This window comes from Acidovorax sp. 35-64-16 (assembly GCF_002281195.1).
GTDB classification, from domain to species: domain Bacteria; phylum Pseudomonadota; class Gammaproteobacteria; order Burkholderiales; family Burkholderiaceae_C; genus Acidovorax; species Acidovorax defluvii.
Genome location: NZ_NCFM01000039.1, coordinates 1 through 25,667, shown reverse-complemented (window position 1 = coordinate 25,667; position 25,667 = coordinate 1). Strand labels below are relative to the sequence as shown.

Here is a 25,667-nt window from a genome sequence, read left to right as displayed (position 1 = left end):
GGAAAGTCAATGAAATCAACGGTCTACCCAGACCACCCCCGCGCCAGTGCTAGCTTTGCGTACCGTCACTTATTGCACTGAAAACGAGGAGACCCCTTTTATGGCGCGGCCGACGTGCACATTGGCGTGAGCGTGGGCATGACGCTGATGTTTATGGCGGCGTGTCTCGCCGCGGTGTGGTGGGTGTTCAAGACGGGCTACCGGATTCGGCGCTGAGCGCCAAGGTCGGTGCCGCGCCAAGCGCAGCGGGGCGGCGGCTGCAGCACGCCACCCACCCGCCGCGCAAGCACACTCAAAACCGCTGCATGGTGCAGCTGTGCGGCTGCTGCGCCTTGGCGGCCGCGATCTGCCGCACCACGCGAAAGCCGTAGCCCGAGCCTTCCACGTCAAACTTCACGCCGGGCGTGCCCTTTTTGTCCATCACGCCCACGGCCAGGGCCTGCTGAAACTGGTGGTCGGCCGCGCGCATGGTGCCACCCTGTCCGGCCAGTTGCACGCTGGCTTTTTCCATCTGCCGTGCCACAGCCACCACGTCGGTGCTGCCCGCGCGCTCGATGGACTGGGCCAGCGCCTCCACCATGAGCTGCATGCGCATGTGCACATAGTCATCCTCCGGCTTGGGAAAGCGTGCGCGGAACGACCGGTAGAACGCCTCGCTTTGCGCGCCCGGCACATTGGGCAGCCAGTCGGCCACGGCCACCACCTTGCCCACACCGGCATCGCCTATGGCGGCGGGGGCGCCCAGTGCGTTGCCATAAAAGGTGAAAAAGCTGCCATCAAACCCCACCTCGCGCGCGGCCTTCACCAGCAGCGTCAGGTCGTTGCCCCAGTTGCCGGTGACCACCGCCTGCGCGCCGCTGGACTTGATCTTGACGGCATAGGGCGCGAAATCCTTCACACGGCCCACGGGGTGCAGCTCGTCGCCCACCACGGCCACATCGGGGCGCTGCGCGGCCAGCTGCTTTTTGGCCTCGCGCAGCACGGCCTGGCCAAAGCTGTAGTCCTGACCAATGAGGTACACGCTTTTGAGCGTTTTGTCCGCACGCACCACTTCCATGAGCGCGGCCATGCGCATGTCGGCGTGGGCATCAAAGCGGAAATGCCAGAAGCTGCATTTCTCGTTGGTGAGGATGGGATCTACCGCAGAGTAATTGAGGAACAGCACGCGCTTGCCCGGCTCGCGCTCGTTGTGTTTGTTGATGGCCTCGATCAGCACCGCTGCGGTGGACGATGAATTGCCCTGCAGGACGACCTGCGCGCCGTCATCGATGGCCGCGCGCAGCGCTGACAGGGCCTCTTCGTTCTGGCCCTTGCTGTCGTAGCGCTCCAGCGCCAGCGGCCGTGCGCCGCCAGCGGCTGCGGGCAGTTGCACGCCGCCGCGCGCATTCACGCGCTCGATGGCCCAGAAGATGTTGCGAAAAACCGCTTCGCCCGTGTTGGCGAAAGGGCCAGAGAGGCTTTCGATGAGGGCCAGTTTCACGGGCCGCGCCTGGGTGGCCGCAGCGGTAGCGCTGGTGGGCTGTGCATGGGCAGCCGTCAGCGGCAACAGGCCAACGGTGGCAGCGCCCGCCAGCGCGCAAAGGCCGCGCCGTAAGGCCACAACGCCCGATTTCAAGCCTGAGGAGTTCAATTTATTCATGTGATTTTTCCCTTGAAAGAGCCGGGGATGCACACACCTTTTGACCATGCGGCGACCACACCGAGAGCCGCGCAGTGTATAGGAGCTACCCCATGATTTTCGCCCCCGTGATCCGCCGCGCCGCCTACGCCAATGCCCCCCGCTCTGCCGACCTGGCGCTGCAACGCTTCCTGATGGGCGCCCTTGAAACACCTGCCCGCGCCAGCACCAGCACCGCCGGCTGCACCGTGACCCAGGACGACAAGGCCACCACGCTGCAGCTCGATGTGCCCGGCCTGGCACGCGAGCAGCTGCAAATCAGCATCGAAGGCAATGTGGTCAAGCTGCAAAGCGTGGCCGGCGCACCCCGCCAGGTGCAGCGCGCCTGGGAGCTGGCCGATGAAATTGACGCCACCGCCAGCACGGCCAAGCTGGAAAACGGCGTGCTCACACTTACCTTGGCCCGCATGGTGCCGACCGACAAATCGGTGCAACTGGTCGTGCACTGAGAAGGTGTGAACGCCCCACCATGGCCGCTGAGTCCGCTGTAAAAACCGCCTGAAACGCGCATGTTTCAGGCGGTTTTTTCTTGCACAACGCCATGCAGGGGCCAGCGCCGATGTGGCCCTGTGCCAAGCCAAGAACACTGGCCGCAACCGCGTGTGCGTGGCGGGCGAAACGCCTTCAATGGCGGCACCACACAGGCTGACAGCGCCAGCCATACAGATTTGATGCCAAATATGGCCTTAGCCCTTACATAGCAAGCGCTAACAGCTATTATTACAATAGCAAAACAATCTGCAACCGCGCAGACGACCCTGCTTCTCCCAAACTTGCAATGCACCGGGCATCCGTGAAGCCGCGCAGTCGGTGCCCGTGCACTGGCACTGGCACTGGCACTGGCACTGGCACTGGCACTGATGCTGGCGCAGCAACGCAGTGGGCGCTTTGGTCGCCCATCCGCATCACTCATGCCGCAGCGCGTCGATCGGGTCCATGCGCGCCGCGCGGCGGGCCGGAAAATAGCCAAACAGCACGCCTATCCCGGCCGAGAACACGAACGACAGCAGGTTGACGCCCGGGTTGAAGATGTAAGGCACTTTCATCAGGGCCGACAGGCCTATCGATGCCCCCGTGGCCAGCACAATGCCGATCAGCCCACCCAGGGCAGCCAGCACCACGGCCTCGATCAGAAACTGCAGAAGTACCTCGCGCTCCAGCGCCCCAATGGCCAGGCGCAGGCCGATTTCGCGGGTGCGTTCGGTCACGCTGACCAGCATGATGTTCATGATGCCGATGCCACCCACCAGCAGGCTCACCGCGGCCACCGCGCCCAGCAGCATGGTCAGCACCTTGGTGGTGCCCGACAGCGTGTCGGCCAGCTGCTTGGTGTCAAGCACATTGAAGTTGTCTTCGTCGGTGTCGGACAGCTTGCGCAGCTCGCGCAGCAGCTGCGTCAGGCTGGCCTTCACGCGCTCGGGGTCGCTGCCGTCCTGCATGGACACCAGCAGGGTGTTGACGCGGGTGTTGCCGGTCACGCGGCGCTGCAGCGTGCGCAGAGGCACCACCACGGTGTCGTCCTGGTCGTTGCCGAAGGCACCCTGCCCTTTGGAGGCCAGCACGCCCACCACCTCGCACGAAAACGCCTTCACCCGCAACTGCTCGCCCACGGCGTCGCGTGTGCCATAGAGCTCGCGGCGCACGGTTTCGCCAATCAGGCACACGGCGGCGCCAGCGCGCAGCTCGGCATCCGAAAAAACCCGCCCGGTGCGCACGGCCCAGTTGCCCGTCTGCAGCCAGGCATTGGTGCTGCCGATGATGCTGGTGGTCCAGTTGCGCCCGCCGGCCACCACGGTGGCGCCGGCCCGCGCCTCGGGTGCCACGGCCAGAATGCCGCCAATCTGCTGGGCGATGGCGTCGGCATCGGTGTCCTTGAATGCGGGGGCGCCCGACCCGCCGCCAGGGCCCATGCGCTGGCCGGGGCGCACCTGCAGCAGGTTGGTGCCCAGGCCGGAGATCTGATTTTGCACCGCCATGGTGGCGCCATTGCCCAGCGTGACCATGGTGATGACGGCGCTGACACCGATCACGATGCCCAGGATGGTGAGAAACGAGCGCATCAGGTTGCGCCGGATGGAGCGCAATGCGAGCAAAAGGGTGTTGAGCAGCATCAGGAGACCTCAGGCACTGGCGTGGCAGGCACGGCAACCACCGGGGTGCGCAGGCCCACGGGGTGCGGGTTGGGTGCATCGCTGTCTACCTTGCCATCGACAAAGCGCACGATGCGCCGCGCATAGGCGGCCATGTCGGGCTCGTGCGTGACCATCAGCACGGTAATGCCCTGGTCGGCATTGAGCCGCCACAAAAGCTCCATGATTTCCTGGCCCCGCTGGGTGTCGAGGTTGCCGGTGGGTTCGTCGGCCAGCAGCACGGCTGGCTGGGTGACGATGGCGCGCGCAATGGCCACGCGCTGTTGCTGGCCGCCCGACAGCTCGGACGGGGTGTGGTGCTCCCAGCCCTTGAGGCCCACGGCGTCCAGCGCGCGGGCCGCTGCGGCGTGGCGCGCGTTGGTCGATTCGCCCCGGTACAGCAGGGGCAGTTCGACGTTTTCTTGCGCCGAGGTGCGCGCCAGCAGGTTGAAACCCTGGAACACAAAGCCAAAAAACTGCCGGCGCAGGCGCGCGCGCTCGTCGCGCGAGAGCGACTCGACATGCACGCCCTTGAACAGGTACTCGCCCGCCGTAGGCCGGTCGAGGCATCCCAGGGTGTTCATGGCGGTCGATTTGCCAGAACCGCTGGGGCCCATGATGGCCACAAAATCGCCCTGGGCGATGTCCAGGTCCACGCCCTTGAGCGCCTGAAAGGCCAGCGCGCCCTCGCCATACACCTTGGTCACACCGCGCAGGCGGATGAGGGGCGGCGCATCGGCCGGCACCCGCGCGCGCTGCCCGGTGGCTGCTGCGGCCTCGCTCATGGCGCGGCCCCGGCAGAGCGCTGGTCGGTGATCACGGCCATGCCCTCGGCCAGGCCTTCGCCGCTGACCTCGGTCTTGCGGCCGTCGCTGATACCCACCTGCACATTCACGGCTTGCGCCACGCCGTCCTTGAGCACCCACACCTGGCGCACACGGCCCGCGCCGTCTGCCGCATCGCCGGTACCGCCCGCCCGGCGCGTGCCCGAGCGTGGCATGCGCGGCATGAGCTGCGACATGATGCCGCCGCCCGACGACGACGACGCCGGCTGCGCCGCCGCCCCTGCGGCAACCGCCGGGGTAAACCGCAGCGCCGTGTTGGGCACCAGCAGCACATCGTTGCGCTCGGTAGAGGTGATGGTGGCCGCCGCCGTCATGCCGGGGCGCAGGCTCAGATCGGAGTTGTCCACCTCCAGCCAGGTGATGTAGGTGACCACGTTGTCGGTTTTGGTGGAGCCAAACGACACCCGCGTCACCTTGGCCGGATAACGGCGCGAGGGATAGGCGCTGACGGTGAAGCTGGCTTTCTGGTCGAGTTTTACCGAGCCCACATCGGCCTCGTCCACGCTCACATCCAGCCGCAGCCGCGTCAGGTCTTCGGCCAGCGTGAACAGCGTCACGGCCTGCAGCGAGGCGGCCACGGCGTTGCCGGGCTCAACGGTGCGGGTCAGCACCACGCCGTTGATGGGCGAGCGGATCGAAGCCTTGGACAAGTTGGTGACATCGGTGGAGAGCGCCGCCCGGGCGTCGTCCACCGATGCGCGCGCACTGGCCTCGTCGGCATGGGCACGGTCGAGCGTGGCACGGCCGCTGTCAAGCTCGGCGGCCGACGGCACCTTGCCGCCCGACAGGCGTGCCACCTCTTGCAGCCGGCCAAAGCCAGCCTGTGCCTCTTTGGTGGTGGCCGCCGCCTGCGCCAGGCGCGCCTGCGCAGCCGCCAGCGAGGCGCGCGAGCGCAGCACCTGCGCATCGAGCTTGGCGGTGTCGAGCTCGACCAGCACCTGCCCCTTTTTGACCTTGTCGTTGACGTCCACCAGCACATTTCTGACCGTACCCGACAGCTCGCTGCCAATGGTGACCGCCCGCGTGGGCTGCAGGGTGCCGTTGGCCGACACGTTGAGCGTGAGGTTGCCGCGGCGCACCTCTTCGGTCACATACACCGGTGCGGCTTTGGCGCGCTGCTGGCTTTGCCAGTAGTAGAGGCCGCCGCCCGCCGCCAGCAGCACCGCCACGCCCAGCCACAGGGTGGAGCGCTGCCACCAGCGGCGCGTTGGGCCGCCACCGATCAGCGTCTGCAGGTCGGCGGGGGTGGATGGGCTGGCGGGAGGTGTGATTTTTTCTGAAGAAGTCATGGCCATGGCATTCGGTAGGGGTTGGGTGCGCGTTCGGGGGCTGGCGCGGGCTATTGCCAGCCGCCGCCCAGCGCCTTGTACAGCCGCACATGGTCGGCAGAAATGCTGGCCACGGTGGCGGCCACACTGTCCTGGGTGGACAAGAGCGTGCGCTGGGTTTCCAGCACCGACTGGAAGTCGATCAGGCCGCTGCTGTAGCGCTGCTGCGCCAGCAAGTCTGCATTGCCTGCGGCATCGGCAGCCGCCTGCAGACGCACCAGGCGCTCGCGGTTCCCTTGCAGGGCCGCCAAGGCATCTTCCACATCCTTGAGCGCGGTGAGCACCGAGGCCTCATAGGCCACGCGGGCCTGCGCCAGCGCCGCCTCCTGCACGCGCACCTGGGCCCGCGCCGCGCCACCGTCGAACACGGGCATCGACACACTGGCCAGCAAGGCACTGGCGATGGAACTGCCGTTGGTAAGGGCGCCCACCGTGAGGGCGCGCAGGCCCAGATTGCCCGAGATACGGAAGTCCGGGTAGCGCGCGGCATCGGCCTGCGACACCCGCGCCAGCGCAGCGGCAATGCGCTGTTCGGCAGCACGCACATCGGGCCGCTGGCGCAGCGTTTCGGCAGGAATGGCCAGCGCAAGGTCTTGCGCGGGCTGCGGCACGGCGACCGAGTCGGCCAACAACCCATCCAGCGCCAGCGGGGCCTGCCCGATGAGCACGGCCAGGCTGTGGCGCGACTGGGCCAGGCTGGACTCGAGCACCGGAATCTGCGCGGCCGTCTGCTCCGCCGCAGCGCGGGCCTGCTCGGCCACCAGCGAGGTGGTGAGCCCGGCCTGCAGGCGCCACTGGGTGATCTGCAGGGTTTCCTGCTGGCTGGCCAGGTTGCTGCGCGCAATGGCCAGCCGCTGCTGCAGGCCCCGCAGCTCGATGTAGTTGACGGCCGTTTCGGCGGCCAGAGACACCTGCACGTCGGCCAGGCTGGCCTCGGCGGCCTGGGCGTCGGCTGCGCTGGCGCTCACGCCGCTGCGCAGGCGGCCAAACACATCGGGCTCCCAGCTGGCATCAAAACCCGCCTGAAAACTGCTGCCCGTGTTGTTCGATGCCCGGCTGCGCTGCGCCGAGGCGGAAGTCCCCACACTGGGCAGCAGGCCTGCAGACTGCACATCCACCTGGGCACGCGCCTGCTGCAAGGAGGCTTGCGCGCTGCGCAGGCTGGTGTTGGACTGAAGGGTCTGCGTGACCAGCTGCGTGAGCTGTGGGTCGTTGAACCGCTGCCACCACTGCGCCAGCGGTGTGACCGGCTGCGCCAGCCCCACGCTGCCAGACGGTGGCTGCACCGACCACGCCGACGGAACCGGGGTCTGTGGCAAGCGGCTGTCGGGCGACACCAGGCTGGCACAGCCGGCCAGCAGGGCCACCGCCGAGGTCACCCCCAAAAACCCGAAAGCAGCCCGAAAACGAAAGGGGCCGCGCAAAGGCGTGCGCCCGGCAGCGGCAAAAGATGGTTCATTCATGGGAAAGAAGCGGCAAGCGTTGCATGCCCCATTGTGCGGTGCGGGCATGTATTGCCCGATGCAGAAGAGTGAAGCCCGGGTAAAGCTGCTGCACATCGCCAACGCAGGCCCCACGGCGGCATGCCCGGTCTCGTTGTTCAACGCAATGTCAGGACGCGGCCAGGGCGTGCAGGGGCCAGCGGGGTTTGACGTCAAACGCATAGTCGCGGTTGGCCGTCTGCTGGCCCGCCTGCAGCCGCAGGGCAGCGGCCATGGCAATCATGGCGCCGTTGTCGGTGCACAGGTGCAGTTCGGGGTAGTGCACGCGCACCTTTTGCTGCGTGCAGGCCGCATTGAGCTGGCTGCGCAGGTGCCGGTTGGCCCCCACGCCGCCGGCCACCACCACCCGCTGCAGACCCGTCTGGCGCAGGGCGGTCAGCGTTTTTCTGACCAGCACATCCACAATGGCCGCCTCGGTGCTGGCGGCCAGATCGGCCTTGCGCGCTTGCAGCTCATCCCCGAGTTTTTTGGCTTGCGTGAGCACCGCTGTCTTGAGGCCGGCAAAAGAAAAATCGAGGTTGCCACTGTGCAGCAAGGGGCGGGGCAGCTTGAACGCCGTGGCGCTGCCCTGCTCGGCCAGGCGCGACAAGGCCGGCCCTCCGGGGTAGCCCAGGCCCATCAGCTTGGCCGACTTGTCAAACGCCTCTCCCGCCGCATCGTCAATGGTCTCGCCCAGCAATTCATAGCGCCCCACGCCATCCACGCGCATGAGCTGTGTGTGGCCGCCCGATACCAGCAGCGCCACGAAAGGAAATTCAGGGGGGTCGGCACTTAAAAAGGGCGACAGCAAATGCCCTTCGAGGTGGTGCACACCCAGCACGGGCTTGTCGAGCGCCGCACCCAGCGCGCAGGCCACGCCAGCCCCCACCAGCAGCGCCCCTGCCAGGCCCGGCCCGCGGGTGTAAGCCACCACGTCCACATCTGCCAGGCGCTGGCCTGCTTCGGCCATCACGGCCTCGGTGAGAGGAAGCACCCGGCGGATATGGTCGCGGCTGGCCAGCTCGGGTACCACGCCGCCATACGCCTGGTGCATCTCGATCTGGCTGTGCAACGCATGCGCCAGCAAGGTGGGCACAGCCATCCCACCAGTAGAGCGGACCAGCGCCACGCCGGTTTCATCGCACGAAGATTCAATACCCAGGATCAGCAAGCTCATGCCCCAAGTGTAAAACCCGGGGCCCGCACTACCACGCCTGCGGGTTGAACCCGGTGCAACGCCCTGCTGGGCGCAGCGGCAGGTGCACCCTTGCACCAGGGCGGCGCACCAAACCGGCGCACCAATATGTGGCGTAAATCTTGCATGCTGCAGGGCATGACCGACGCACTGCGCATTGTGGTGGTGGCCCCCGACCTGGCCATTGCCGACCCCGACGACGAACACGCCGCCACACAGGCCGAACGCTCGCGCGCGCTGCGCATTGGCCTGCTGAAAAACAACTTCAACCTCATTGCCACATTGCCGGCCGATGTGTTTTTGAGCGAGCGGCTGGCCCAGTTGCAGCCCGACATGATCATCGTGGACGCCGAGAGCGAGGCCCGCGATGCGCTGGAGCATGTGGTGATGGCCACGCGCGCCGCACGCCGCCCCATCGTCATGTTCACCAACGATGAAGACACCACACATGTGAAAGACGCCGTGGCCGCTGGCGTGTCTGCCTATATCGTCGCAGGCCTGGCGCCGCAGCGCATTCGACCCATCCTCGATGTCGCCATGGCGCGCTTTCAGCACGAGCAGGCCCTGCGTGCCGAGCTGGCCGACGCCAAAACCGAGCTGCAGGACCGCAAGACCATCGACCGTGCCAAGGGCGTGCTGATGCAGCGCCAGGGCCTGTCCGAACAAGCCGCCTATGAAAAACTGCGCAAGACCGCCATGGACAAGGGCCTGAAGCTGGGCGAGGTGGCCAGGCGGATGCTGGAGATGGTGGATCTGCTGGGGTGAGATGGCGGCCGACGGCGATGGGCTGCGCGGGCCCCGTTGGCACAGCCCCATGCAACCGCATGTTTGCCGGGCGATAGAATTTCCCCCATGGTGCGGCTTTTCGACTCTGACCCACCGGCCCCGGTGCACTTTCGGGGTTCGGCATTGCCGCGCGGCTACTTCTTTTCCGTCACACCCCCTTAGAACGCGCTTACGTTCTGAATGCACAACGGGCAGTTTGCCCGGCATTGCTTTTCCCATTTTTGTCGCGGGGCACAGCCCCTGGCGCACCTCACACCCTGTATTTGGACCACCCTGTTCGGGTGATCCGCGATCCCTATGTCACTACAAACACTGAAGCTGGACTGGTTTTCCAATGTCCGCAACGATGTGCTCGCCGGTCTGGTGGTTGCATTGGCCCTGATCCCTGAGGCCATCGCGTTCTCCATCATTGCGGGCGTTGACCCGAAGGTTGGCCTCTACGCCTCGTTCTCCATTGCCACCATCATTGCCTTCGCCGGCGGTCGCCCCGGCATGATTTCCGCCGCCACGGGGGCCATGGCGCTGGTGATTGCCTCCCTGGTCAAGGACCACGGGCTGCAGTATCTGCTGGCCGCCACAGTGTTGACCGGTGTGCTGCAAATCATTGCTGGCTGGATCAAGCTCGGGGTTCTGATGCGTTTTGTTTCCCGCTCGGTGGTTACCGGCTTCGTCAACGCTCTCGCCATCCTGATTTTCATGGCCCAGTTGCCCGAGCTGACCAATGTGGGCTGGCAGGTGCATGCCATGACGGCGGCGGGTCTGGGCATCATCTACGGGCTGCCTTACATCACCAAGGTGGTGCCGTCTCCGCTGGTGACCATTGTTTTCCTGACCGGCGTTTCCATTTACCTGGGGCTGGACATCCGCACGGTGGGCGACATGGGCGAGCTGCCCGACAGCCTGCCGGTGTTCCTGCTGCCTGATGTGCCCCTTGCCTGGGAAACGCTGGGCATCATCCTTCCGTATTCCGTCACGCTGATGGTGGTGGGTTTGCTGGAGTCGCTGATGACGGCCACCATCGTGGACGACATGACCGACACCAAAAGCAACAAGAACCGCGAATGCGTGGGCCAGGGTGTGGCCAACATCGCCACGGGCTTCATAGGCGGGATGGCGGGCTGCGCCATGATCGGTCAGTCGGTCATCAACGTGAAATCCGGTGGGCGCGGGCGCTTGTCCACGCTGGTGGCGGGGGTGGTGCTGCTGATTCTGGTGGTGTTCCTGGGGGACTGGGTCAAGCAGATCCCCATGGCCGCCCTGGTCGCGGTAATGATCATGGTGTCCATCGGCACGTTCAACTGGGGTTCGTTCAAAAACCTGCGCGAGCACCCCAAAAGCTCCAGCGTGGTGATGCTGGCCACCGTGGCGGTGACCGTCTACACCCACGACCTGGCGCGCGGTGTGCTCACGGGTGTGCTGCTGTCGGGCTTCTTCTTTGCCCACAAGATTGCCCAGATTCTGCTGATCGAGGCGCAGACCGAAGACGATGGTGAAACGCGCAGCTATGCGATCTATGGCCAGGTGTTCTTTGCCTCTGCCGACCGGTTTGTCGATGCGTTTGATTTCGACGCCTCGCCACGCCGCGTTCGCATCGACCTCACGCACGCCCACTTCTGGGACATCACTGCGGTCAATGCGCTGGACAAGGTGGTGCTGAAGTTCCGCCGCAAAGGGGCTGAGGTGGAGGTGCTGGGGCTCAACGAAGCCAGCGCCACCCTGGTCGACAGGTTCGGCGTGCACGACAAAGACATCGCTGACGGCATATTAATGGGGCACTGAGCCTGCCGCCACTAAAATGAAAACGCAGCAACTGCTGAAGGCGTGAACCATGGATCTGATGCTCAAGCTGCTCAACGGCGGTGCCGGAAGTCTGGCTTCTTACCTTGCGGCGCATGTGTTGCTGTGTTTGCTGCCTGCGTTTTTCATTGCGGGCGCCATGGCGGCACTCATCCCCAAGGCCAGCATCACCCGGTGGCTCGGTCGCAGCACGCCGGCCTATGTTTCTTACCCGGCGGCGGCCCTGGCCGGGTCGCTGATTGCGGTGTGCTCGTGCACCATCGTGCCCCTGTTTGCCGGCATTTACCGCAAAGGTGCAGGCATTGGGCCTGCCATCACTTTTCTCTTTTTTGCGCCTGCTGGCAACATCATGGCGCTGGCCTACACCGGCAGCATCCTGGGGCCTGAGTTTGCGGCGGCACGGGTGGTCTTGTGTTTGTTGTTTGGTATCGGCATCGGTCTGCTGATGTCGCGCATCTTCTGGCGCGATGACGCCACGCACGATGCTGAAACCGATGACGCCTTTGCCGACAAAGCGCAGATAGCCCCCGCTGCGCTGGGCGTGCTGCTGTCGCTGGTGGCGCTGCTGATCGCAGGCACATTGAAACTCTGGCCCCTCACGGCCACCGTGGGCTCCGCCACGCTGCCTTTGGGCTGGGCTCAGGCGTGGCAAGACACACTTTTTGCGTGGGTACCGTTTGATGCGGCCAAAGGCGAAGAAGGCGTGAGCTTTCAGGGCTCGGTCCTGATAGCCCTGCTGTTCATGATTGCGGCCACGGCCTGGAAAGGCATGGAAAACATCATGGATGGCGCCAACCGCTGGACCTGGGTGGCACTGGGCCTGGCTGCAACCACCTTGCTGGTGGCTGCCGCGCGCCTGACACCTGTCGCCGACGGCCTGGAGTTCGCCCTGACTGGCCGTGTGCTGGGTGTGGGCCTTGCGCTGGGGGCGGTGTGGCACTTCGCCCGCCAACTGCCCGCCGATGAATGGCAAGCCTGGTTGTGGGAAGCCTGGCGCTTCGTCAAGCAGATTTTCGTGCTGCTGATCGTGGGTGTGTTCATCGTGGGCATGGTGCGGCAGGTCATCCGCCCCGAATGGATTGAGGCAGTGGCTGGTAGCAACACGGTGCTGGCCAACGCGGTGGCGGTGGGGTTTGGCGTGTTCATGTACTTCCCCACCTTGGTCGAGGTGCCGGTGGCGCGCATGTTCCTGGACCTGGGCATGCACCCCGGCCCACTGCTGGCCTACCTGATGGCCGACCCCGAGCTCAGCCTGCAAAGCATGTTGATGGTTGCCGCCGTGATTGGCCGCACCAAAACCGCCGCTTACGTGGGCCTGGTGGCCTTGTTCAGCATCTGTGCAGGGTTCATTTATGGCACCTGGATTGATGGTGCGGCACTTCTGTCCACCGCAATGGCCCTGGGGCTTTTTTCGCTGGTTGTGTTGACCACTTTCTTCTGGTCGCGCGCACGAGGCGCGGGTCAGCCCCAGGCCTGATGTCTTTCCCTCATTTTTCAGGAGATTTCACATGTTGACCATCAAGATCCTCGGCTCTGGCTGCGCCAATTGCAAGAAGCTCGAAGCCGTCGCCCGTGAAGCCGCCACCCAGGCCAATGTTGCGGCCGAGTTTGTCAAGGTCAGCGACATGAAAGAGATCATGGCCTATGACGTGATGTCCACCCCGGCGCTGGTGATCAATGACAAGGTCATGAGCAGTGGCCGCATTCCGGCCACTGCGGATGTGGCCAAGTGGCTGGCCACCGCCTGATCCCGCGGGCACCCGAGAGGCTGGCCACCTGGGCGATTAATCGCCCAGGCTGACGCCACCACCCAGCGCCTGATACAACGCCACACTGTCGACCAGGCGCTGCGCCTGGGCTGCCACCAGGCTGGTCCGCATGCGCTGTGCCTGTTGCTGCGCCACCAGCAACTGCAAGTAGCTGGCAGCACCCAGCAGGTATTGCCGCTCCACCGACCGCAAGGAAGACTGTGCTGCCGAATCAGCGCCCGCCAGGGCCGCCAAGGACTGCGCATCGCCTTCCAGCGCGCGCAGGGTGTCGGCCACGTTACGCAAAGACTGCAACACCACGCTCTGGTAGTTGGCGGCAGCAGCATCCAGAGCGGCAAGCGCTGCCCGTTTCTCGGCAGGCAACCCGGGGTTGAACAGGGGCTGGGTGATTTGCCCCACCAGGGCCCACACTGCCGAACCACCACCAAACAGGGCGCCAGCGGTCAGCGCCTGGGAGCCCAGACTGGCGCTCAGGTTGAGCTGCGGGTAGAGCCTGGCGACCGCCACGCCATAGTCCGCATTGGCCGCATGCAGCAACGCTTCAGCCGCCTGGATATCCGGGCGGCGGCGCGCCAGCTCCGAAGGCACCATCAGTGGCAGATCGGCCGGCAGGGTGAAATCGCTCAACGTGAAGGCAGGCACGCCACCGGCACCCGGCGCACGACCGGCCAACACGGCCAGCAGATGCTCGGTTTGTTGCAGTTGTTTGCGCAGCGCAGGCTGTTCAGCGCGCGTTTGCTCTGCCTGGGCCTGCAGGCCCAACACTTCATCGGGCGATGCCTGGCCAAACCGCACGCGCTCGTTGGTCAGGCGCAGCTGCTCGTCCTGCGCACGCACGATGTCTGTGGTTGCGTCCAGTTGCGCGGCAAGGCGCGCACGGGTGATGGCAGCGGCCGTGATGTTGCCAGCCAGCGCAAGGCGCGCAGCATCCCATTCGAAGCGGCGGTAGTCAGCGCGTGCAGCCAGGGCTTCAAGTGCGCGCTGATTGCCACCCGCCAGATCAAGGTTGTAATGCACGCCCACGCTGGCGTTGTAAAGGCTGAACTGGCGCGCATCACCGCTCTGCCCCTGGCTGCTGGGGTTCGATTGCTGGCGCTGGGCACCCAGCCCGACATCCACCTGCGGAAATTGCGTTGAACCTGAACGTGCGGACACAAGCTCCTGTGCCTGCCGCAAATTGGCGCGGGCGCTCGCCAGGGTCGGACTGGCCTGAAGCGCCTCGTCGATCAGCCCGTCGAGTGCCGGAGAACCCAGCGCACGCCACCACTGCGCATCGATGGCAAGCCCTGGCACCAGGCGTTGTGCCTGACCAAACGGCGCGGGGGCAGACGCAGTGTGGGCGGCCATCGCGGTGGCGGTGTAGCGCGTCGCATCGGGTGCCACGGGGCGCTGAAAATCAGGGCCAACGGCGCAGCCCGTCAGACCGGCTGCGGCAAAGCCGGCCACAAGGCAAATGGCTGCAAATCGGCGTGCGCGGCGGTGTTGACGGTTGGTCATAAAAACCTCTTTTTCATTCCATCGTTCTCTCATTCGAACCCCCGCCCTTCACCGGCTTCTTCATGGGTCACGCCGTCGCGGATGTGGTAGATGCGCTTGAAAGTCGGGATGATTTTTTCGTCGTGGGTCACGACGATGATGGCGGTTTCGAACCTGCGGGCCATGTCGTTGAGGATGCGGATCACCGCCATGGCACGCTCGCTGTCCAGCGGCGCGGTGGGTTCATCGGCCAGGATGACGGGCGGGCGGTTGACCAGGCCACGCGCAATGGCCACCCGCTGCTGCTCGCCACCCGAGAGCTGCGAGGGCATGGCACGCGCGCGGTGTTGCACGTCCAGCGCCGTGAGCAGTTCAAGGGCCCGGGCGCGCGCCTCGCCATTGGCAACGCCCGCGAGCATGGGCAGCAGCGCCACGTTATCGGTAACGTCAAGAAACGGAATCAGGTAGGGGGCCTGGAAGACGAACCCGATCTTGTCGCGCCGCAGGGCGCGCAGGTCGCGCACTTTCCAGCCCTCGTCGTAGATGACTTCGTCGCCCAGCGTCATGCGGCCGCCGCTCGGGTCAATTACCGCACCCAGGCATTTGAGTAGCGTGCTCTTGCCCGAACCCGAAGGGCCAATCAATCCCACCACCTCGCCCGGCTCGACGTGCATGTCCACGTTTTTCAAGGCATCGACAGCGGTGTCGCCTTCGCCATAACGTTTGCGCAAGCCTTCGATGCGTATGCCTTTGCCGACCATTTCAGCCTCCAATCGCTTCGGCCGGATCGACCTTGAGCGCCATGCGAATGGCAACAATGCTGGCCAGCACGCAGATGGCGAGCACGGCAAAAAAACCGACGATCGAGTCGGCTGGCATCAGCAGCACGTATTTGGGAAACAGCGGCGCCGCAAAGGTGGCCGTGATCTTGCCCACCACAAAGCCAATCACGCCCAGGGCAAGCGCCTGCTGCAAGATCATGGCAGCGATGGTGCGGTTGCGCGTGCCAATCAGCTTCAAGACGGCGATCTCGCGGATCTTGTCCATCGTGAGCGAATAGATGATGAAGGCCACGATGGCCGCACTCACCACAGCCAGAATCACCAGAAACATGCCGATCTGCTTGGCCGAGGTGGCGATCAGCTTGCCCACCAGAATGCCCTCCATCTGCGCCCGGGTGTAAACCGTCATGCGTTTCCAGCGGCGGATGGACTCGGCCACCTCTTCAGGCTCCTGCCCCGGCTTGAGCGTGACGAGCACGGCATTGACGAACGCGTTGGTGCTCTGCGAGGCCACCACGGCATCCAGCAAGCCCGGAACACCGGGTCGGTTGAAGACCGGGTTGGCCTCAGTGCGGCGCCGGCTTTGCCAAATGGCGTCGTTGTCCTTGAGGAACTGTGCCTCCTGCGCGTCCTTGAGCGGAATGAACACCATCGGGTCGCCACTGGAGGACACCATGCGCCGGGTCAACCCCACAACGGTGTAGTGGTTGCGGCGAATTTTGACCGCGTCACCCAGCTGGAAGCCGGTGGCGATGTCGGCCACGGCCTCGTAATGGCCCCGGGTGATCTGGCGCCCCGCCACCAGATACGGCGGCCAGCCCGGCGTGGCCCCCAACGCGCCAGGGGCGATGCCCACCACCATGGTGCGCACATCGCTGTCGCCCTTGCGTGCCTGCATGGTCAGGTAGGTCACGTTGGCGGCCTGGGCCACCCCCGGCATGGCCAGCACGGTGCGGTACACGTCATCGTTGAGACTGGACGGCTCGGCATAGGGGCCCAGCGTGTCCTTTTGCACCACCCACAGATCGGCGCCACTGTTGTCGAGCAGCGCCTTGCCATCGTCCACCATGCCCCGGTACACCCCGGCCATGACCAAGGTGACGCCAATCAGCAGGCCCAGGCCAATGCCGGTAAAAACGAATTTTCCCCAGGCGTGGAGAATGTCGCGGCCGGCCAGGCTGATCATCGCGAAACTCCGGGAATCTGCTCCACCACCTTGATGCGGCTGCGCGCCGTCAGTGCCTTTTCGCTGTAGGTCACGACCTGGTCACCGTTGCTGAGCCCTTCTTGCACCTGCACATAGCCCTGCAGGTCGGTGGCACCCAGCTTGAGCGGAGAAAACTGCAGATCTCCTTGCACGATTTTCCAGACACCCACCCTGTCACCATCACGCCGAATGGCGGCGTTGGGAACCGATGGAGCAGCGGCAAGCGTGGGCAGGTCGGCCGTGACTTCGGCCAGCTCTCCCACCGGGGGCAGTGGTTGCGGGATGCGGCTGAAGGCCACTTTGGCAAGCGTTTCCTCGGTGACCGCGTCAGCCTTGGGCTCCACCCGGAGTACATGGCCTTCCAGCACCTGGCCGGTGCGCGAACGCAAGGCAATGCGGGCAGGCAGTCCTGCGGCCAGCCCCGATGCACTGATCTGGTCAAAACGCGCATGGATCCACAAACTCTTGGGGTCGATCACTTCCACCACGGCCTGGCCCGCAACGATGGTGCTGCCGGGGTCGGCATCGCGCACGGCGACCACGCCATCCACTGGCGCGATCAGGCGCAGATTGCTCCGCTGCGCCACCAGCGCTTCGCGGTCTGAGCGGGCCCGGGCGGTTTCTTCCCGCGCCGCAGACAGGGCGGCATCGGCGATCTGCAGCTCTTGCCGTTTGGTGGCAACGATTTCTTCGCTGGTCGAGCGCACCGCGAGCAATTGCTCATAGCGGTGCGCCTGGGTTTGCGCGTGGGCTTGCCGGGCCTGTGCCTCAGTCAAGGCTGCCTGGGACCGCTTGTAGGCTGCGTCCTGTGAGCGCACCCGGTCATCCAGATCAACCGGCTCCATTTCGCCCAGCACCTGTCCGGCCTTGACCTGATCACCCACCTGCACCTCCAGGCGTTTGACGCGCCCGGCCACCGTGGGGCCGATCTTGTAGGTGTAGCGCGCCTGCACCGTGCCAATACCAAAAAGCGCGGGCGTGATAGCCCGTGATTGCACCTCGACCACTGTCACGGCTACCGGTGCCAGCGGCCCCGAGCGCAAACCCACGTAGATGAAAAGCAGCAGCAACGGAACGACAACGGCCAGCAGCGCGAGGGTGCGGCCTTGCAAGGGCAATTTTTTCATTGGTGACTCCCGATTCCACGCCGATAAATGGCAAAAACCCTGGGCGCATCGCGGTGCATGCGCCCCACATCGCCCGCCAGCAACGACTGCATGACCAGGCCCTGAACCGTGCCAATGAACAGCGTGGCGGCCGCCTCGTTGTCCAGCGAGGCCGACAGCTCGCCGCTGGCCTTGCCTTTCTCGATGAGACGATGCAAGCGTTCGCCGTAGCGCTGGATCAGGGTCTGCACCATGCGCTTGGCCGGAGTCGACTCAGCGCGCTGCAGCTCGCCAAACATCATGCGGGGAACGCCTGGGTGCTCGGCCACGAACTCGATATGGCTCATGAACATCGCCTCCAGGGCCGCAAGGGGAGACTCGATGCCCTGTGCGGACCGGTCAATTCGGGCCAGCAGACGGTCTGCCACCCACTCCATGACGGCCTGCCAAATGGCCTCTTTGTTCGGAAAGTGCCGAAACAGCGCACCCTGGGTAAGGTTCATGTGCTTGGCGATGGCCGCCGTGGTGATCTCGCTGGGGTTTTGTGAACCCGCCAGCGCCACAACCGCCTCGACAGTCACTGCACGACGCTCATCGGCCGGCAGATGCTTGGGATGGATTTCCACGAAAACCCCGATCAATAGATAGTAATTGATTACTATCTTATGCGAAGAACGGAAGAAACGCAAAAAGAATTCAGGGCAAAAATCCGTCAGCCTCGCCACGGTGTGGCGCATGCTGGCTTTGGCGTTTTTCAGCCCCCCGAGGCAACCGGCTGCCTATGCGGCTGGGCAGATGAAAGCGCTACCGCAACGACCACTGCCACTGAAACTGCAACTGCGCCCTCGTGCCGCAGCCCTGTTCATGAACCCGCACACGACTGCGTAAAAGGCTCACGCACCACCTGCACCGTGACGTGCTCGATGTCAAACCGCTCATGCAGCTCGTGCGTGATGTTCTGAAAGAAGGCGTCTTGCGGGTGGCCATCGGGCATGACCAGATGCGCCGTCAGGGCCACCTCGGAGGTGCCCATCGCCCAGATGTGCAGATCGTGGACGCGGGTGACACCCGGCAGGGACAGCAGCCAGGCGCGCACGGCGGGCAGGTCCACCGTGGAGGGCACGCCATCAAACAGCAGGTGCACCGACTGCTTGAACAGGCCCCAGGTGCCCAGAACGATCACGGCAGCAATCACGAGGCTGACGACCGGGTCCAGCCAGTCCCAGCCCAGCCAGAGGGCGAGCCCACCCGCCACCACCACACCGGCCGAAACCAGCGCATCGGCGACCATGTGCAGAAAAGCGCCACGGATGTTCAGGTCATGGCTGCCCCGCATGAACAGCAGGGTCGTCACGGTGTTGATGACAATGCCCAGGCCCGCCACCACCATGATCGTGACCCCTTCGATCGGCTGGGGGGAGTTCAACCGGTCGATGGCCTCCCAGGCCAGCGAGCCCATGGCCACCAGCAAGAGCATCGCGTTGATGAACGCCGCCAAAATGGTGGCCCGCTTCCAGCCATAGGTGTGCCGGTCATCTGGCCGAAGGCGCCCCGCCAGAGCGCCGCCCCACGCCAGAATCAGCCCGGCCACATCGCTCAGGTTGTGCCCCGCGTCTGCCAGCAGGGCCAGCGAGTTGATCTTCCAGCCGTAAAACGCCTCCACCGCCACAAAGAGCGTGTTGAGCGCGATGCCGATGGCGAAGGCGCTGCTGTAGCTGGCGGGTGCGTGGCTGTGCTCGTGTGCAGCGCTCATGGATTGCCTGTTTCCTTGCGGCGCAAAAGGCCAGAGAGCTCGGTGCCCGGCGACACGGTGTTGAACACCGTTCCGTATTTTTTGACGTTCTCGTGCAGCAGGGCCAGGCGGCGATCCGGCTCGTCGGTGTCCACGGTGATCTCGTAGGAAATGGACTCCAGTCGAGGGGGCACGTCCTGGCGCACCCCATGCACGTGAACCTCGACCCCGCGCAGCTCGAACTTGAGGATGGGAATGACCCGCTCAATCCCCTTGATCATGCACGCCGACAGGGCTGCCAGCAGCAATTCTGCGGGATTGAACGCCTGGGGGTTGCCCGCCATGTCCGTATCGAGTGCAATCGTGGCCTGTTTGCAGTGCGCCTGGCTGGCCTGCGCACTCAGGCGCACCGACACCACGTCAAACACCAGTTTGGGTTTGGCGGCATCCGTCATGCCAGCCACGCCTCGATCCTGTCGCGCTGGGGCACCCCGCCTGCATGAACGACCTTGCCATCCACCACCACCCCTGGCGTGGCCAGGACGCCGTAAGCAATGATGGCTTGCATGTCCTGAATCTTGTCAATATTCACGGCGACGCCCTTGTCACGGGCAACCTGCTCGATCAGGGCGGTGGTGGTCTTGCAGTTGGCGCAGCCGGAGCCGAGTACCTTGATGTCTTTCATGGCGAATCCTGGTTGGTAGTGTTAAAGGCCGGTTTCACAGCACAAGGTTGAAGATATAGCCCACCAGCAAAATGCCCAAGGCCACGACGCCGGCGAAGGTGGCTATCAGGCGCGGCTTGAGGGCCTTGCGCAAAATGATCATTTCGGGCGCGGACAAGGCAATGACGCTCATCATGAACGCCAGCACCGTGCCCAGCGCTGCACCTTTGCCCAGCAGGGCCTGCACGATGGGAATGACGCCCGCCGCATTGGTGTACATGGGCACACCCAGCAGCACGGCCACCGGCACCGACCACCAGGCATCCCGGCCCATGATGGCCGCCATGAAGTCTTGTGGAACATAGCCGTGGATGCCCGCGCCCAGCGCAATGCCCGCGACAACGTAGGGCCAGACCTTGCCCACAATCTCGCGCACATGGTGCCCACCGGCCTCCAAGCGCTGGGCCCAGCCCATGCCATCGCCGTCGTAAGTGGCCGCGCTCTGCCCGTTGGCAACGGCCAGCACCCAGTCTTCCAGATAGCGCTCCATGCGCAGGCGGCCGATCACGATGCCGGCCACGATGGCCACGGTCAGCCCCAGCACGAGGTAGAGGGCGGCCACTTTCCAGCCAAACAGGCCCAGCAGCATCACCAGTGCCACCTCGTTGACCATGGGAGCCGAGATCAGAAAAGAGAAGGTCACCCCCAACGGCACACCCGCCGAGAGAATACCGATGAACAAGGGCACGGCCGAGCATGAGCAAAACGGGGTCACGATGCCCAGCAATGCGGCCAGTACGTTGCCCACCCCTGCACGCTTGCCCGCCAGCAGGGCGCGCGTGCGCTCGGGCGCAAAGAAGGTCTGCACCACGCCCATCACGAAAACCACCCCGGTCAGTAGCAGCAGCACCTTGGGCGTGTCAAAAAAGAAGAAGTGCACCGCCTCGCCCAGTGCGGTCTGGCGCGTCAGCCCCGCCTGCACCAACAGGGCATCCGCAAAATCGGTGAGGTGGGTGTAACTCCACCACCAGGCAGGCGCCAGCAGCGCCAGCGCGAGCACCCAGCGCGTCAAAGGTGGGATTTTTGGGGTTTTCAGTTCGGACGAAATCATTGGCTAAACCTCTGGAGGGATGCCATCGCCGTCAAGCCGCCGACGCACGTTCGGGCGCACGCTCGAGCGCGTTTATCTGCGTGTCGGCCACGGGCGGAGCCGAATCACTTGCCTGCGCCGCGTGGTCTTCCAAGTGCAGCAAGTCGCCCCATTGGTGCAATGCGGCCTGGCGGCGCTCCATTTCCTGGGGGCAAGCCCAGGCCTTGATGTCTTTGGCGTAACCCATGCACATGTGCATCTCCTGTGTCGTTGAGTCAGAAGACGCAGCAACTGCCCAAAAGATGCAGCTGCGCTTATTTCGGACGTGGGGTGAAGCAGCACACCGCGCCGCGCTCGTTCAGCACCACCTGGCACGAGGTCAGCAAACGTTCCCTGAGGCGCTTTCGGGCGCGCTGCACACGGGATTTGGCCCCCGGCACGGTGATGCCCAACATGCGGGCATAGTCCTCCTGCCCCATGCCGTTGAGATCGCACTGGACGATGGCATCCCGGTCCGACGCGCTCAACTCCGCAAGCACGCGCGGCAGGCAGGTGGCCAGACTGTCCACCGCAGCCGGCGGGTCTGCCTCCACCGCTGGCAGGTCGTCAGGCAAGGCATCCAGAGGGTGGTGCCGGCGCAGGTGATCCGTCAGGGTATTGCGGCTGACCTCAAACAGCCAGGCGCGGGCGTTGGCCACGTCGCAGAACCGGCGGCCTTGGCGCAAGGCTTTGATGAAAACGTCTTGCAGCAGGTCCTGCGCTGCCACCGGGTCGTTCAGGTGCCGGCTCAGCCAGCGCTGCAACTCGGTTTCGTGCGCGTGCCACGCGGTCATCAGACAGGTCGGCGTCGAGGCATCACTCATGCATCGCATTGTCGTCCACTGCCGCAGCACCGCCCGCTGCTCCATCTGCAGCGCCACGATGGTGCAGCGCACAAGACCGGGGCACTGCGGGCTGTGGCGCCAGGTCGCTCAATCGCGCCAAAGCGCCCTGAATCATTGAGCTAGACGCTCTTGATTCAATAGCTAACACCACTTTTCCAAGCTGGCACAGGCCTTGCATTAGTAGGTTCAGACCCTCACAGGTCTGCATGGCTGCATCGCCCAACGGCGGGCGAATGCGGCCAGAACCCGGACAAAGGCGTCCCCACCCGCGCACTGCTGCTTCTTGCAGCCAGGCGCGGTGTGAGGACGCCTTTTTTTGTTTGTCACGCCCAAGGGAAGCCCCATGACTGATCTGCTCAAAACCAGCCTCAACCGCCGCACCGTGCTGCAAGCCGCCACCGTGGGCGCCACGGGCGTGAGCCCCGCGCTGCGCGCCCTCGTCCACGCCCAGGGCTCGGACGCCCCCGAGAAGAAGGAAGTGAAGATCGGCTTCATTCCGCTGACCGACTGCGCCAGCGTGGTGATGGCGTCGGTGATGGGCTTCGACAAGAAGCATGGCGTGACCATCATCCCCACCAAAGAGGCCAGCTGGGCCGGTGTGCGCGACAAGCTGGTGAACGGCGAGCTCGACTTTGCCCATGTGCTGTATGGCCTGGTCTATGGCGTGCACCTGGGCCTGGCCGGGCCCAAGAAAGACATGGCCGTGCTGATGACCCTCAACCACAACGGCCAGGCCATCACGCTGTCCAAAAAGCTGGCGGACAAGGGCGCCGTCAATGGCGCGGGCCTGGCCCGGCTGATGGCGGCCGAAAAGCGCGAATACACCTTCGCCCAGACCTTTCCCACGGGCACGCACGCCATGTGGCTCTATTACTGGCTGGCAGCCAACGGCATCGATCCGATGAAAGACGCCAAGGTCATCACCGTGCCGCCGCCGCAAATGGTGGCCAACATGCGCGTGGGCAACATGGATGGCTTTTGCGTAGGCGAGCCCTGGAACCACCGCGCCATCATGGACGGCATCGGTTTCACAGCCACCACCACCCAGGACATCTGGAAAGACCATCCCGAAAAGGTGCTGGGCACCACCTCGGAGTTTGTGCAGAAATACCCCAACACCGCGCGCGCCGTGACGGCGGCCATTCTGGAGGCAAGCCGCTGGATCGATGAAAGCCTGGCCAACAAGACCCGCATGGCCGAAACCATTGCCGGCAAGGCCTATGTGAACACCGGCGTGGATGCCATCAACCAGCGCATCCTGGGCCGCTACCAGGATGGCCTGGGCAAGACCTGGGACGACCCCAACCACATGAAGTTCTACAACGACGGCGCGGTGAACTTCCCCTACCTGTCTGACGGTATGTGGTTTCTTACGCAGCACAAGCGCTGGGGTTTGCTGAAGGCGCACCCCGACTACCTTGGCGTGGCCAAGGCGATCAATCGCATGGACGTGTACCGCCAGGCGGCCACCGCCACCAAAACACCGCTGCCCAAGAGCGACATGCGCAGCCACAAGCTGGTGGATGGCGTGGTGTGGGACGGCAAAGACCCCGCCAGATACGCCGACGGTTTCAAGCTCAAGGCCTGACAGCCCGCAGTCATCTGCCCCACCTCGTCCTGTCTACCGGAGAACACCATGGTCAGTGCCGTATTTCATGCCCCGCTGGATACCGCCCCTGCAGCAACGCAAGACGCTATTAATAATATAGCTACTAGCGCTCTATCCACGGGCACTACAAGCCAAAAACACTCAAAAACCACACCCACCAAGGCCCCGGCAGACCGGGACTGGGCTGCCAGCTCCCGCAGCTTCTGGCTGGCGGTGCTGCCGCCGCTGTGCGGCCTGGGCCTGCTGCTGGGGGTGTGGGCGCTGGTTTCTGCCGGCACCGGCAACAGCATTCCCGGCCCCCGCGAAACCTGGGCACAGGCGCTGGACGTGTTCAGCAACCCGTTTTATCGCAACGGCCCCAACGACCAGGGCGTGGGCTGGAACGTGCTGATGTCGCTCGAACGCGTCGCCGTGGGCTTTGGCCTGGCGGCGGCGGTGGGCATTCCGGCGGGCTTTGCGATTGGGCGCTTCGAGTTTTTGAGCCGCATGTTCAACCCGCTCATCAGCCTGCTGCGCCCGGTGTCGCCGCTGGCATGGCTGCCCATTGGCCTCTTGGTATTCAAGGGCGCCAACCCGGCGGCCATCTGGACCATCTTCATCTGCTCGATCTGGCCCATGATCATCAACACCGCCGTGGGCGTGCAACGGGTGCCGCAGGACTACATGAACGTGGCCCGCGTGCTCAACCTGTCGGAGTGGAAGATCTTCACCAAGATCCTGTTCCCCGCCGTGCTGCCCTACCTGCTGACCGGCGTGCGCCTGGCGGTGGGCACGGCCTGGCTGGTGATCGTGGCAGCCGAGATGCTGACCGGCGGCGTGGGCATTGGTTTTTGGGTGTGGGACGAGTGGAACAGTCTCAACGTCAAGAACATCATCATCGCCATCTTCGTGATCGGCATCGTCGGGCTGGTGCTGGAATATGCCCTCATCAAGCTGGCCAGCGCCTTCACGTTCGAAGAAGTGAAGGCTTGACCCACCCCTGAGCCGCGCCTGCGGCGCGTCACCCCCTCAAGGGGGCACCACCAGTGGCCCGGCAAAGCCGGTTCCACGGTGGTCCACCGAAAAACCAGGAGTTCTTCATGCATACATCTCTCACCAGCAAGTTCATCGAGATACAGGGTGTCGAGCAGACCTTTCGCACCCGCAAGGGACTATTCCCCGCGCTGCAGGGCATTGACCTGACGATCGCCCAGGGCGAGTTTGTGGCGCTGATTGGCCACTCGGGCTGCGGCAAATCCACGCTGCTCAACCTGATTGCCGGCCTGAACACCCCCACTGCCGGTGCCCTGCTGTGCGCCAACAAGGAGATCAAGGGCCCCGGCCCCGAGCGCGCGGTGGTGTTTCAAAACCACTCGCTGCTGCCCTGGCTGACCTGCTTTGACAACGTGCACCTGGCAGTCGAGCGGGTGTTCGGCAAAACCGAAAACAAGGCACAGCTCATGGCCCGCACCGATGCGGCACTGGCGCTGGTGGGCCTTGCGCATGCTGCGCAAAAGCGCCCCGGCGAAATCTCGGGCGGCATGAAGCAGCGCGTGGGCATTGCCCGTGCGCTCAGCATGGAACCCCAGGTGCTGTTGATGGACGAGCCCTTCGGTGCGCTCGACGCGCTCACCCGCGCCAAGCTGCAGGACGAGTTGCTGGAGATCGTGGCACGCACGCACAGCACGGTGGTGATGGTGACGCACGACGTGGACGAGGCCGTGCTGCTGTCCGACAAGATCGTGATGATGACCAACGGCCCCGCCGCCACCATTGGCGAGGTGCTGGCCGTTGACCTGCCGCGCCCGCGCAACCGCGTGGCACTGGCCGAAGACCCGCGCTATGTGCACTGCCGCAAGGCGGTGATCGACTTCTTGTACACGCGCCAGGCGCATGTGGAAAAGGCGGCCTGATCCGGCACCACCTAAGGGCCCTGGCCACACGCAGCCAGGGCTTTTTTTGACGTTGGCGTCATCCATTGCGCTTCACTCCGGCCACGCACCCATGTAACCGGCGCGGGCCAAACCAAGGCGCGAAGCGACTTGTATCTTCCTTTCGACCATCGCGGTAAAGTTTGACGGCCTTTAAGGCAGCCAGACCGGTCCGTGCAGTTTGGTAGCGACTGGGGTT

At 64.7% G+C, this 25,667-nt stretch carries 25 protein-coding genes and 1 pseudogene; 9 read left to right on the top strand and 17 right to left on the bottom strand.

Annotated elements, in window-relative coordinates; translation table 11 throughout:
• Positions 1–96 precede the first annotated feature (96 nt).
• A pseudogene (locus tag B7Y64_RS16520) lies at positions 97–216 on the top strand (sugar ABC transporter permease); the annotation flags it as partial.
• A gap of 76 nt (positions 217–292) precedes the next feature.
• Here B7Y64_RS16520 and B7Y64_RS16515 read toward each other — a convergent pair.
• On the bottom strand, positions 293–1,639 hold the full coding sequence (locus B7Y64_RS16515) for a branched-chain amino acid ABC transporter substrate-binding protein (RefSeq protein WP_291325522.1): 1,347 nt from the start codon (positions 1,637–1,639) through the stop codon (positions 293–295).
• Positions 1,640–1,731: 92 nt separating this feature from the next.
• Between B7Y64_RS16515 and B7Y64_RS16510 the strand changes: the two genes are divergently transcribed.
• Positions 1,732–2,127 (top strand): Hsp20/alpha crystallin family protein, encoded by a 396-nt coding sequence (locus B7Y64_RS16510; RefSeq protein ID WP_024815832.1) that lies wholly within the window; start codon positions 1,732–1,734, stop codon positions 2,125–2,127.
• A 456-nt stretch (positions 2,128–2,583) separates the two neighbouring features.
• On the opposite strand, the gene B7Y64_RS16505 is transcribed toward B7Y64_RS16510, so the two are convergent.
• From B7Y64_RS16505 to tsaD, 5 genes are all read right to left on the bottom strand, one after another.
• Positions 2,584–3,789: an ABC transporter permease gene (locus B7Y64_RS16505; RefSeq protein ID WP_114655975.1), complete on the bottom strand. Its 1,206-nt coding sequence runs from the start codon at positions 3,787–3,789 to the stop codon at positions 2,584–2,586.
• The gene (locus B7Y64_RS16500) at positions 3,789–4,592 is read right to left on the bottom strand and encodes an ABC transporter ATP-binding protein (protein WP_051463556.1); all 804 of its coding nucleotides are present in this window, start codon (positions 4,590–4,592) and stop codon (positions 3,789–3,791) included. The genes B7Y64_RS16505 and B7Y64_RS16500 overlap by 1 nt, the downstream gene beginning before the upstream one ends.
• Positions 4,589–5,941: an efflux RND transporter periplasmic adaptor subunit gene (locus B7Y64_RS16495; RefSeq protein ID WP_291329424.1), complete on the bottom strand. Its 1,353-nt coding sequence runs from the start codon at positions 5,939–5,941 to the stop codon at positions 4,589–4,591. Before B7Y64_RS16495 ends, B7Y64_RS16500 begins: the two co-directional genes overlap by 4 nt.
• Before the next feature lie 50 nt (positions 5,942–5,991).
• Entirely contained in the window at positions 5,992–7,443 is a 1,452-nt protein-coding gene (locus B7Y64_RS16490; protein WP_291329422.1) for an efflux transporter outer membrane subunit, read from the bottom strand.
• Positions 7,444–7,591: 148 nt separating this feature from the next.
• A complete protein-coding gene (gene tsaD, locus B7Y64_RS16485) occupies positions 7,592–8,638 on the bottom strand; it encodes a tRNA (adenosine(37)-N6)-threonylcarbamoyltransferase complex transferase subunit TsaD (RefSeq protein ID WP_291326934.1) in 1,047 nt (348 codons plus the stop codon).
• Positions 8,639–8,794: 156 nt separating this feature from the next.
• Here tsaD and B7Y64_RS16480 point away from each other — a divergent pair, with 156 nt between their 5' ends.
• The 4 genes from B7Y64_RS16480 to B7Y64_RS16465 all read left to right on the top strand — a co-directional run bounded on the left by B7Y64_RS16480 (position 8,795) and on the right by B7Y64_RS16465 (position 12,987).
• A complete protein-coding gene (locus B7Y64_RS16480) occupies positions 8,795–9,421 on the top strand; it encodes an ANTAR domain-containing protein (RefSeq protein ID WP_291326936.1) in 627 nt (208 codons plus the stop codon).
• 318 nt (positions 9,422–9,739) lie between these two features.
• A complete protein-coding gene (locus B7Y64_RS16475; RefSeq protein ID WP_291326932.1) occupies positions 9,740–11,221 on the top strand; it encodes a SulP family inorganic anion transporter in 1,482 nt (493 codons plus the stop codon).
• A 49-nt stretch (positions 11,222–11,270) separates the two neighbouring features.
• Positions 11,271–12,716, top strand: a complete 1,446-nt coding sequence (locus B7Y64_RS16470) for a permease (protein ID WP_291326930.1) — start codon at positions 11,271–11,273, stop codon at positions 12,714–12,716.
• Positions 12,717–12,747: 31 nt separating this feature from the next.
• A complete protein-coding gene (locus B7Y64_RS16465; protein WP_024815841.1) occupies positions 12,748–12,987 on the top strand; it encodes a thioredoxin family protein in 240 nt (79 codons plus the stop codon).
• A gap of 36 nt (positions 12,988–13,023) precedes the next feature.
• Here B7Y64_RS16465 and B7Y64_RS16460 read toward each other — a convergent pair whose 3' ends face one another.
• From B7Y64_RS16460 to B7Y64_RS16410, 11 genes are all read right to left on the bottom strand, one after another.
• Positions 13,024–14,505, bottom strand: coding sequence for an efflux transporter outer membrane subunit (locus tag B7Y64_RS16460; protein WP_291326928.1), 1,482 nt, complete (start codon positions 14,503–14,505; stop codon positions 13,024–13,026).
• A gap of 29 nt (positions 14,506–14,534) precedes the next feature.
• The gene (locus B7Y64_RS16455) at positions 14,535–15,245 is read right to left on the bottom strand and encodes an ABC transporter ATP-binding protein (protein ID WP_024815843.1); all 711 of its coding nucleotides are present in this window, start codon (positions 15,243–15,245) and stop codon (positions 14,535–14,537) included.
• A 1-nt stretch (position 15,246) separates the two neighbouring features.
• On the bottom strand, positions 15,247–16,452 hold the full coding sequence (locus tag B7Y64_RS16450; RefSeq protein ID WP_111867900.1) for an ABC transporter permease: 1,206 nt from the start codon (positions 16,450–16,452) through the stop codon (positions 15,247–15,249).
• Positions 16,449–17,600: an efflux RND transporter periplasmic adaptor subunit gene (locus B7Y64_RS16445; RefSeq protein WP_291329420.1), complete on the bottom strand. Its 1,152-nt coding sequence runs from the start codon at positions 17,598–17,600 to the stop codon at positions 16,449–16,451. Before B7Y64_RS16445 ends, B7Y64_RS16450 begins: the two co-directional genes overlap by 4 nt.
• Positions 17,597–18,205, bottom strand: coding sequence for a TetR/AcrR family transcriptional regulator (locus tag B7Y64_RS16440; RefSeq protein ID WP_024815846.1), 609 nt, complete (start codon positions 18,203–18,205; stop codon positions 17,597–17,599). Before B7Y64_RS16440 ends, B7Y64_RS16445 begins: the two co-directional genes overlap by 4 nt.
• Before the next feature lie 236 nt (positions 18,206–18,441).
• Positions 18,442–19,332, bottom strand: a complete 891-nt coding sequence (locus tag B7Y64_RS16435) for a cation diffusion facilitator family transporter (RefSeq protein ID WP_291329417.1) — start codon at positions 19,330–19,332, stop codon at positions 18,442–18,444.
• On the bottom strand, positions 19,329–19,766 hold the full coding sequence (locus tag B7Y64_RS16430) for an OsmC family protein (protein WP_291329415.1): 438 nt from the start codon (positions 19,764–19,766) through the stop codon (positions 19,329–19,331). The genes B7Y64_RS16435 and B7Y64_RS16430 overlap by 4 nt, the downstream gene beginning before the upstream one ends.
• Positions 19,763–19,996, bottom strand: a complete 234-nt coding sequence (locus B7Y64_RS16425; RefSeq protein ID WP_111867906.1) for a thioredoxin family protein — start codon at positions 19,994–19,996, stop codon at positions 19,763–19,765. The genes B7Y64_RS16430 and B7Y64_RS16425 overlap by 4 nt, the downstream gene beginning before the upstream one ends.
• Before the next feature lie 34 nt (positions 19,997–20,030).
• Positions 20,031–21,086: a permease gene (locus tag B7Y64_RS16420; protein WP_111867908.1), complete on the bottom strand. Its 1,056-nt coding sequence runs from the start codon at positions 21,084–21,086 to the stop codon at positions 20,031–20,033.
• Between the two features lie 31 nt (positions 21,087–21,117).
• Positions 21,118–21,318 (bottom strand): hypothetical protein, encoded by a 201-nt coding sequence (locus B7Y64_RS16415; RefSeq protein ID WP_291329411.1) that lies wholly within the window; start codon positions 21,316–21,318, stop codon positions 21,118–21,120.
• A 61-nt stretch (positions 21,319–21,379) separates the two neighbouring features.
• Positions 21,380–21,985, bottom strand: coding sequence for a sigma-70 family RNA polymerase sigma factor (locus B7Y64_RS16410; protein ID WP_291326790.1), 606 nt, complete (start codon positions 21,983–21,985; stop codon positions 21,380–21,382).
• A 307-nt stretch (positions 21,986–22,292) separates the two neighbouring features.
• Between B7Y64_RS16410 and B7Y64_RS16405 the strand changes: the two genes are divergently transcribed.
• From B7Y64_RS16405 to B7Y64_RS16395, 3 genes are all read left to right on the top strand, one after another.
• On the top strand, positions 22,293–23,537 hold the full coding sequence (locus B7Y64_RS16405; RefSeq protein WP_111867913.1) for a CmpA/NrtA family ABC transporter substrate-binding protein: 1,245 nt from the start codon (positions 22,293–22,295) through the stop codon (positions 23,535–23,537).
• A 48-nt stretch (positions 23,538–23,585) separates the two neighbouring features.
• Complete coding sequence (ntrB, locus tag B7Y64_RS16400) at positions 23,586–24,530, top strand: nitrate ABC transporter permease (protein WP_291326788.1); 945 nt, start codon at positions 23,586–23,588, stop codon at positions 24,528–24,530.
• A gap of 107 nt (positions 24,531–24,637) precedes the next feature.
• Entirely contained in the window at positions 24,638–25,450 is an 813-nt protein-coding gene (locus B7Y64_RS16395) for an ABC transporter ATP-binding protein (protein WP_111867916.1), read from the top strand.
• The last annotated feature ends 217 nt before the right edge of the window (positions 25,451–25,667 follow it).